5 protein-coding genes are annotated in these 8,088 nt (G+C 56.9%); all 5 read right to left on the reverse strand.

Annotated elements, in window-relative coordinates; all coding sequences use genetic code 11:
- Positions 1-107: 107 nt before the first annotated feature.
- Positions 108-1,175 carry an AraC family transcriptional regulator gene (locus tag Q2B33_RS22030; protein ID WP_300784197.1) on the reverse strand — a complete coding sequence of 356 codons (1,068 nt, stop codon included), beginning with the start codon at positions 1,173-1,175 and terminating at the stop codon, positions 108-110.
- Between the two features lie 173 nt (positions 1,176-1,348).
- Complete coding sequence (locus Q2B33_RS22035; protein WP_300784199.1) at positions 1,349-4,000, reverse strand: family 78 glycoside hydrolase catalytic domain; 2,652 nt, start codon at positions 3,998-4,000, stop codon at positions 1,349-1,351.
- 197 nt (positions 4,001-4,197) lie between these two features.
- Positions 4,198-4,944 (reverse strand): carbohydrate ABC transporter permease, encoded by a 747-nt coding sequence (locus Q2B33_RS22040; RefSeq protein ID WP_330687860.1) that lies wholly within the window; start codon positions 4,942-4,944, stop codon positions 4,198-4,200.
- 10 nt (positions 4,945-4,954) lie between these two features.
- Complete coding sequence (locus tag Q2B33_RS22045; protein ID WP_300572593.1) at positions 4,955-5,881, reverse strand: sugar ABC transporter permease; 927 nt, start codon at positions 5,879-5,881, stop codon at positions 4,955-4,957.
- A 149-nt stretch (positions 5,882-6,030) separates the two neighbouring features.
- On the reverse strand, positions 6,031-7,740 hold the full coding sequence (locus tag Q2B33_RS22050; protein WP_300572596.1) for an extracellular solute-binding protein: 1,710 nt from the start codon (positions 7,738-7,740) through the stop codon (positions 6,031-6,033).
- Positions 7,741-8,088 lie beyond the last annotated feature (348 nt).

The following is an 8,088-nucleotide window of genomic DNA, read 5'->3' on the forward strand; positions in this document are numbered from 1 at the left end:
ATGGAGACAATCCATAAGTACGGCCTGGCCTGCTTCCGGAAGTCCTGCCAGGTGACGTATGAAAAGGAATAGAGGGTGACGGAAAGTTCGGCGCAGTCAGGGAAAGGTCAGAGATTAATGATTTTCGCCTGGCTGCGGTAGGCCATGGGAGTCATCCCGTAGTATTTCTTGAACGTCTTGTAGAAATAGCTGATGTCCGTATATCCCGTGTGCAGCATGATTTCCTCCACGCTGAGCCCGGAATTGCGCAGCATGACGCCCGACTGCTTCATCCGGAACTCCCGCAGCAGAAAGGTCAGCGAATGTCCTGTCTCCCTTTTGATATACCGGGAGAGATAGCTTTCGCTTTTATGGAAATGCTCCGCCAGGGAAGAGAGGGTGATGGTACTGTAGTTCTCTCGGATATAGCGGATGATGATGGGCAGCTTGTCGCTGGCCATCCTGCCCTGCTTCAGGGATACCATCCTGTCTTGATAATAGCTCAGGGCATAGGCCAGAAAGGCCATGGTATGGCTCACCAGCAGGAAATTGCTGTTGGGGAGCCTCCTCTCCAGGGCATCGAACATGTCCAGCACATAGCGCTTCAGCCGCTTATCCGGGGCACAGCGGAACCATATCACGCTGCTCTCATCCCTGCCGTACAGCACTTTCCAGAAAAACCGGGACAGCACCTCCGACTCTGTCAACAGCGTAGAAAAGGCGTTCTCAAAGGTGCTGATTCGGATGACGATATTGACTACAGCATCATCATCATGAAAGGAGAAAATGGTCTGCTCCACATCCGGCGGCACGATGATGAAGTTCCCCGCTGTCAGCGTCTGCCGACCGCCGTTCTTTGCGTAAAAGAAGCATTCCCCGTTCAGTACACAGGTTATCTTGATGAATTTCAGATGATGCCAGAAGGGCGGACAGTATCTGGCATTCAGGAAGACGTTCACGTCCGCTCCCTCCATGATATAGCTTTCCGACAGCTCCTCCTGCATATCCGAGGGCGGGGCTTCCGGCACCTGGATACCCCCCCGGACGCCCTGCTGGTATATTTCGTTGAATTCCTGCCAGGTATGGTATCTGTATCTCTCCGCATCATACCAGCAGGATGCGGCCTGGAACAGAATCTTGTACTGCTGCTCGGCAGGGCTCAATGCGTAGCGCTTTTTGACGTTCGCCTCTTCCATAGCCTGAATCCTCCTTTGCGGTTCTGCGTCTGGGCGGTCTCCCAGACACGTTTTCGCCTGGGGCAGGTATCCCGCATATCGGCCCGGCCTGACGCGCCAGTGCCAGTTCCGCCCCATAATCTGCCGCCTTTCATGCCGGTTACAGGCAAGCCCGGCTCCTGGCGTTTTCACGGTCAGGCCTTTTTCAGCAGGATGCTGTATCTGCCCCGGGAAAATGTCCCCACGTCCAGGAGGCCCTCCCCTGCCATGCGGGCATCTGCCTTTCGCTGACCGTTCACCGTCAGCTCCTGCTCCCCCTCTATCGGAAGCCACACCTGTGCCTGGGTACCGAAAGGAACCTCCAGCTCACAGGCAAGGCCTGTCCTCCCTTGCTTCCAGGCGAAGGAAATCTGTCCATAGGGGCTGGGGACCGTGGCTCGCGCATGCTCCACGCCCTCCGGCAGGCAGGGCCGTATCCGGATTCTGCGGTAGGCCGGCTCCAGGAAGTCGATTCCCGCCAGATATCGGCTGAACCACTCTTTTACATGCCCCATCATGGCATGGTTCTGGGATCTCTCCATGTCCCAGTATTCCGGCAACGTAGTTGCTCCCCTATCCACGAAGTACCAATAACTGGGCTGGGTGCGGTTGGTGACGATCCGGTACACCACATCGCTCCTGCCGTATCGGGCCAGCGCCGTGAAGAGCTGCTTTAACCCCACCTCCCCTGTGGACAGATGGTCGCCTTTCCGGTGCACCTCCTCCACCAGAAGCTCCACTGTCCGGGGAATATTCTGCTCCTCCACCACCCCCGCGTACAGAGGGCAGGCGAAGCTTGCCTCGCTGCCGGATCCGTAGACGCCCGTTTCCGGGTGATAGAATCGCTTATTGACGGAATGCCGAATTTTTTCTGCCAAAGTCCTGTACTCTTCCGCTTCTTTGGGCTTCCCCAACAGCACGGCCGTCCGGGCAGTGACATCCACGATATTGTAGAATGCACAGCTCCCCACCAGCTCCCTGGGCGTTGTAGTGTCGAAAGCGCCCCAGTCGCCCATCTGGATGTGGTATAAAATATACTTGTCCGGCCTGGTCTCCTCCTCCAGGTAAGACACATACCGCTTCATGGCGGGATATGCCTTTTCCAGCAGTCCGGTATCCCCGTAAGCCTCATAGTAGTCCCATGGCATCAGGGCGCAGACGCCGCTCCAGTTGGGGGCGTGGGCCAGTCCGCTGATCCGCTGGAACTCCGGCGCGATGGCGGGGATATAGCCGTTTGCATACTGGGAATCCAGGATGTCCCGTAGGATTTTGCCCATCCATGCCCTGATGTCATAGCTCTGGGACATGGAGAAGAACATCAGGTTCGTGGTCTCCAGCCACCCCAGCTTCTCAATCTGTGGGCAGTCCGTGAAGACGCTCATCATATTACACTCTATCGAACGTGTGGTGATTCTGTCAATAGCGGAGAGGACTTTATCCGAGCTCTCGAAGCTGCCGGTCTGCTCATTCAGGACCCGAAGGCGGTACCCTCGGAAATTGTCCCTGGACGGCACCCCCGGGAAGCCCTCCACCTCCAGGTAGCGGAAGCCGTGGTAACAGAATCTGGGCTGCCATTCCTCCGCCCCCTTTCCCCTGATCCAATAGGTGTCGCAGATTGTCCCGGGATCCCCCTGGGTGCAGCTGTACTGATCTACGCCTCCGTCCTCTCCCAGTGTCTCCGCCGGGTATATGACGATTTTCCGCCCGGCCATATCCGGCGTGGTATCCCGCAGAATCAGCTTTTCAAAGCCCGCGCTGTTCTTTCCCATATCTACGATATAGTGTCCGTTCGCTATCGGCCAGACAGCTATGGGCACCAGCTCCTCCACGATACCGATAGGCGGCGTGTTCCTGGCCGTCAGTCTTCCGGCGGGCGGCTGCTTTTCCACAGCATGCTGCCAGTTTCCATAGGAACAGCCCGACTCGCACCAGCCGTCTATCTCCAGGCGCCCGTCATAGTCCTCCCCGCCGTACCAGTTGGAGAATACCAGAGGGCCTGCCGCATACTGCCAGCTTTCATCCGTCACGATCCGCTGGACGCTGCCGTCCCCGTACCAGATTTCCAGCTGGAAGATTCCCTTGGCGTCCCCGTAGAATCCGGAGTCCTTCTCCCGCCAGCCGTCGGTCTTCTGGTAGCGGGCGGGCAGCGTATAGACCTCCTCATAATTCCGGTATTGGCCGTTCCCCAGCCAGAAGCCCAGCACGTTCTCCCCCGGGCGCAGCTTCCCGTCCAGGCTCCATGTCTTATAATAGACGGTTTTTCGATAATCAGAATCCCATGGTTCGTAGTAATCCCGGTCTGTCTTCTCACCGTTGAGGAATACGTCCGCCAGCCCCAGGCCGCAGCCATAGAGGCGCGCTTTCTTCATCTCCCCTTCTTTTACATGGAAGGTCTTCCGGAACAGCGGCGTCGCGTCCTCCTCTTTGTGCCTGCCGATCCACCGGGCCTCCCAGTCCGTCTCCTCCAATAGCCCCATCTCGAACCAGGCCGCCTCGCTCCAGTCCGTCTGCTGCCCGCAGTCGTCCCAGGCCATGACGCGCCAGTAGATCCGCTCCCTGCTTTCCGGCCTCCTGCCGCCGTAGCGCATGCCGAAGGGCCTTTCTCCGGGAACCTTTCCGGAATCCCAGGCATCGGCCTCCCCTCTCTCCAGGGCCTCCAGGCTGCCCGCCGCCTGAATCCTCCAGGCGCTCTGGAACCGGCTAACCTCGCCCTCATCCACCTCCCATCTCCAGGAGAAGACAGGATGAGAGTCTTCCAGTCCCAATGGATTTTTCGTATATTGTGTCATTAAATCTATCAGCTTCATCTCTTTTTTCTCCTATTTAAAGTCGCTGCTCGACAGCACTAAAGGGTAAAGTCGCTCTGCCCCTACCCCTTCACGGAGCCGACCACAATCCCTTTCACGAAATATTTCTGCACGAACGGGTATACCACCAGCACGGGCAGCATGCCCATGAAAATCTGGGCGCACCTGACAGTCCTGTCGGAAATGTTCTGGAGGGCCTACAGGTCTCCCGCCCCAATCAGCGCCATGTCCCGCTTCACCACCACGGTCTGCAGGTAGGAGGCCAGCGGATAGTTCTGGGAGAAATTGGAGAACAGCAGCCCATCGAACCAGCTGTTCCAGTGGCCCACGAAGGTGAACAGGGAAATGGTGGCGATGCTGGGCAGGGCGCAGGGCACATAAATCCGGAAGCAAGTCTGGAGATGCCCCGCCCCGTCAATCTGGGCCGCCTCCTCCAGCTCCCTGGGAATCCCCCGGAAGAAATTCAGCATCAGCACCACATTGTACACGGACACGGCAATGGGCAGAATCAGTGCCCAGATGCTGTCCATCATCTTCAGGTTCTGAATCAGGATATAGCCCGGAATCAGGCCGCCGGAGAACAGCATAGTGAAGAAGAATATCCACACATACACTGTCCGGAACCGGAACCTGTCCGCTTCCTTGGACAAAGGATAGGCAATCAGGATAGTCAGGAGCATGGACAGGGGCACCCCGATTCCCACCCGCTGCAGGGAGCGCAGCACCGCGTTCCAGAACTCCTTCCTGCCCGCCACATACTGATAGGAATAGGTGGTGAACTCCACAGGCAAAAGCTTCACCAGCCCGGCAGCAGCAGCCGTATTGCTGGAAAAAGACAGGGCCAGCACATGGATTACCGGCAGCAGGCATACCGCCGTCAGCAAAAACATGATACAATAGTTGATGATTTCAAATACAATCCTGCTAACTGATTTTTTCTGCATGCCGCCCTCCTTAGAAAATGCGGTAATCCGCAAACTTATATGCCAGTAAATAAGATACCGAAATGAAGATTGTGGAGACCACCGACTTGAACATGCCCACCGCCGTGGCAGGGCCGTACTGGGCATCGATGACACCCATCCGGTACACGAAGGTGTCGATGATGTCGCCGCTTTCGTAGACCGCCGGGCTGTAGAGGTTGAATATCTGGTCAAAGCCCGCGTTCAGCACATTGCCCAGGCTCATCACCAGCATCAGCACGATGATCATCCGCATGCCGGGCAGGGTCACATGCCAGGTCTGCTGCCATCTGCCTGCTCCATCGATTCTGGCCGCCTCGTACAGCTCTGTGTCTATCCCCAGGATGGCCGCCAGGTAGACGATGGCGCCGTACCCGAAATTCTTCCAGATGTCCGACCATATGGCCGTAGTGCGGAAGTACTGATTGTCCCCCAGGAAGAAGATGCTGTCCAGCCCCAGGCTGTTCAGGGCCTGGTTGACGATGCCGCCAGTGGAAAGCACGTCCACCAGGATGCCCCCCAAGATGACCCAGGACATGAAATAGGGGAGGTAGCAGATGGTCTGTACGAACTTGCTCACCCTCACGGATCGGATTTCGTTCAAAAGTAATGCGAACACAATCGGCACAAGCAGCCCCAGCACAATCTTCCAGAACGCGATGATGATGGTATTCTGCAAGGCCCTGTTGAAGCCCGGCAGGCTGAATACGAAGCGGAAGTTCTCCAGCCCGCACCATTTCTGGTCCCCGAACAGCCCCTTGCTGGGAATGAAATCCTGGAAAGCCATCACCAGCCCTCCCATGGGCACATAGCTGAACAGCAGCACCAATGCCAGCCCGGGCAGAATCATGAAATGCAGCGGCAGCTCCCGCCGGAACATGGCGGCGGTGTATTTCCTTTTATAGCCCTTTTTCTTCATCTATGTTCACTCCTCTCCGGGCGCGGCGCGCCCTTGCCTGCGGTTCCGCGCACAAAAGAACGCGGCATTCGATCCTTTCGGACTTCACGCCGCATCCCTTCGTCAAAGGCCTGTAGCCCCGCAGGCTTCAAAAATATGTACGCTCCTGTTTACCTGGTCTGATACCAGTCGTTCACTTCCTGGATGATCTGCTCTCCGCCCGCAGCCTTCCAGCTTTCGATGACGGAGTCGTATTCATCTACGCTCATCTGCCCGGATACAATCTTCACGATGGCCTCGTCCAGCATGGCCTCCAGGGTGCCGGATTTGCTGGTCATGGTGTCCGTAGGCGCGCCGTAGAACTCGTCATAGACCAGATTGCCCGCCTCCTGATAGCCAATCAGTACAGTCTGGGAACCGCCCTCGTTGAATTCGATGTTCCAGCCCCACAGACTCCTGTCCCCGTCCAGGTTCGCCTTGCAGTAGTTGTACATATTGGTCTCTTCGCCGTTCATTCCCTCGGTGGAGCCGTCCGTCATGGCGGCAATCACCTTTCCTGTGGTGATCTGGTTCTTGTTGGGCGTGTTCAGGGACACGGGAGACAGTCTCCAGAGCCCTTCCATGTCCCCGCCGGGATTGATGTACTTGGCATATTCGGCGGTGTCATCGCCAAAGCTCTTCTCGCAGTACAGGTTCAGCATCTCGATGAACTTCTCAGGATGCTCGCACTTGGCGCTGACTACATACCAGCTGCTGGTGGCCATCCGGATGCCCGGCTCCACCAAAGCGCCTTCAGCGGAGGGAATGATGGAGAATGGCCTCCAGTCCGCCTCCGGATCTGCGGAAGCGCTGTCCTGCAAAGGGTACAGCCCATAGGCATGCCATGCATACACCACGCCGCATTTCCCTGCCACCAGAGGCTCGATGGAAGCTGCGTCATCCTTTACGTAGAACTCCTTGTCCAACAGGCCTTCCTGATACCACTGGGCCAGCTTTGCCAGGGGCTCCTTCATGTCCGCGGTGGCCTTGTCGTACTGGAGCTTTCCGTCCTCCGCCACTGTCCAGTAGCCGGGATATACGCCGTAGCCATGGAAGAATCCGGGAATGTTAGCTGTGTTGCCGATCCGCATGCCCACCGCTCCGTCACCGGCGATGTCCCCGAAAGCTTTCATCACAGCCTCCAGCTCATCGATAGATTTCGGTGCTTCCAGATTTGCTTTGTCCAGCCAGTCCTGCCTGATCCACAGCATATCGGCTGTCTCTATGTCGCAGTCCACGAAAGGGAAGCCGTACTGCACGCCGTCAAAGGTAGCGGCTTCGATACATTGCGGGCCTGCGTCCTCAATCAGTTTCTTGAGCCTGTCACTGGCATACTGCTCAAAATAGGGCGCGATGTCCACAATCAGCCCCGCGTCGGCCATCTGCTTCATGGTAGTCTTGTCCACCTGGCACACGTCCGGGATGTCTCCCGAGGCAATGGCGCCGTTGAGCTTCTGCTTCCCCTGGTCGCCGTCCGTGGCCACCCATTTGTAGACCACCTGCACGCCCACCTCGTCCGCGTACAGGTCGTTCCAGAGATTGTCCTCCCAGCTGGCATCAATCTGGGCGAAGATGTTGGACTCGATAGAGGCGTCAGTAGTCCTGGCGAAGGAGATGGGAATCAGCTCTCCCTCCTGGCCGCCGTCCTCCGTATCCGTCCCTTCCGCGCCGCTCTCCTGTGCCGAATCTCCGGCTGCATCCGCCTGGGACGTACCGGATCCCTGTGCCGGCTGACTGGTTTCATTTGTCCCCCCGCCATTGCCGCAGCCTGTGAGCAGCCCCGCCGCCATGACGATTCCGGCCAGTGCCGCGCCGCATGCCTTGAATGATTGTTTCCTCATGTTTGACCTCCCTTTTGATGATTTTATACTGCACACCAGTTAACCTTACAGTACAACCCGACTACAGACCGCCAGCCAGGCATTTTCCTGAAGGCATCACTGTAAATCCTGACGGTCTACAGTATATTTTCTTCAGAAAACCGTTCCTGTGATAATCTGATTATAGGTCTGTATCGACCTCGCGTCACTGGCTATTTGATTGGTTTATTTTGACCTTTTGTACATGGGCGGGCATTCTCTTTGCGCTCCCGGCACTCCCGGCAGCCTCTTTTGCTTGTAAACGTGTAAAGGTTTGTGGTATAATACCTAAGTGAAGTATCATATTCAGGGCAGAAAGAAAGAACAGCT

It is taken from the genome of uncultured Acetatifactor sp. (assembly GCF_948601915.1).
Classification (GTDB): Bacteria; Bacillota; Clostridia; order Lachnospirales; family Lachnospiraceae; genus Acetatifactor.